The sequence below is a fragment of the Aestuariicoccus sp. MJ-SS9 genome, assembly GCF_032586235.1.
Taxonomy (GTDB): domain Bacteria; phylum Pseudomonadota; class Alphaproteobacteria; order Rhodobacterales; family Rhodobacteraceae; genus Aestuariicoccus.
Window position 1 is genome coordinate 1 of record NZ_JAWHTD010000125.1, and the last position, 1,034, is coordinate 1,034.

At 60.6% G+C, this 1,034-nt stretch carries 1 protein-coding gene and 1 pseudogene; both read right to left on the reverse strand.

From position 1 onward, the window contains the following. Window positions 1-281, reverse strand: a 281-nt coding sequence (locus tag RXV88_RS23555) for a 3-hydroxyacyl-CoA dehydrogenase NAD-binding domain-containing protein (protein WP_316296176.1), incomplete at its 3' end; no start/stop codon positions are given. A gap of 182 nt (window positions 282-463) precedes the next feature. Next, window positions 464-1,034 (reverse strand): annotated as a pseudogene (locus tag RXV88_RS23560) (metallophosphoesterase); the annotation flags it as partial.

Genomic DNA, 1,034 nt, shown 5'->3' on the forward strand with positions numbered 1-1,034 from the left:
TTGGTCTCGAGGTCCTCGGGGCTGTTCTCCTGCACGAAATCCACGTTTCTGAGGGCAGAGTAGTCCTCAGTAACAATCGGCTCGGACGGCGTGTCGTGCAGCGTCAAACCCAAGGCCGAGAGGTTGGGCCATGCATCGGTCAGGAAATCTCTGAGGCGATGACTGGCGGCAGGGTCGGGATCGACGACCACAACGCTGCAACCCTTGGCGCAAAACAGACTGGCCCAGCTCATGCCAATAAGGCCGCCGCCTACCACTCCAACAGATTTGCTCTTTCCCATGTGCTGCCTCGCAAGGGGCTAAGTCCAAACGATCCCTGTACGAAAGCGTATCCTCGTTGCAGGGCACCGGCCGATTTGATCCACCGCCGAGGAGCCTCGAACCGCTTCTGGCACTCGACAGCCATAGGCCGCCAAAAGCAACCGCGCGGCGGCGAAAAGTCGCTCGCCGATGTCTTTCTGGATCAGTCGATCATAAGCTTCCCAAGATCAATCTGTTCTCCTGGCTCGGAAACGCGATACGCGACCAGAGGCCCGTCCTTGCCGGCCGAGTAATCCAGACAAAGCGCGTTCGGGGATTGCTGTTCGGGCTCACCGCTTAGCCAGTAGTGTCCGAAGAAGACCGGGTCCGCATCCTTGGAGTAGATCGATCGCGTGACATCCGCCGGCAGATCGCCCTCGGGCAGTTCCGCCGGATCGGGGACAGAGATCGCCGCGTCACGCCACGTGCGAGCATCATCATTCCACCACTGGAGGCGAATTTCCCTTCTCAGTTGGCCGCCCTTGTCGCGAAACCCATATCCCGCCGGTAGCTCGGTTTCGGGCCCTTTGGTCGTCGTCTCGACCAGATCATAAAGCGGTGCGCCCTTCTTGGCCGCCTCGAGGAACTGATCGCCGGAGAGCCGCCCATCGAGAGTGGTGCGCTGAAGCTGCGAGATGACGTCCTCGTCCCAGCAGGCGTGGACGAACCGAAACCCCTCCAACTCAAGAAACAAGGGAAGCGACTTCATCCAGGCGATCGCCTCGGCGGTCGCG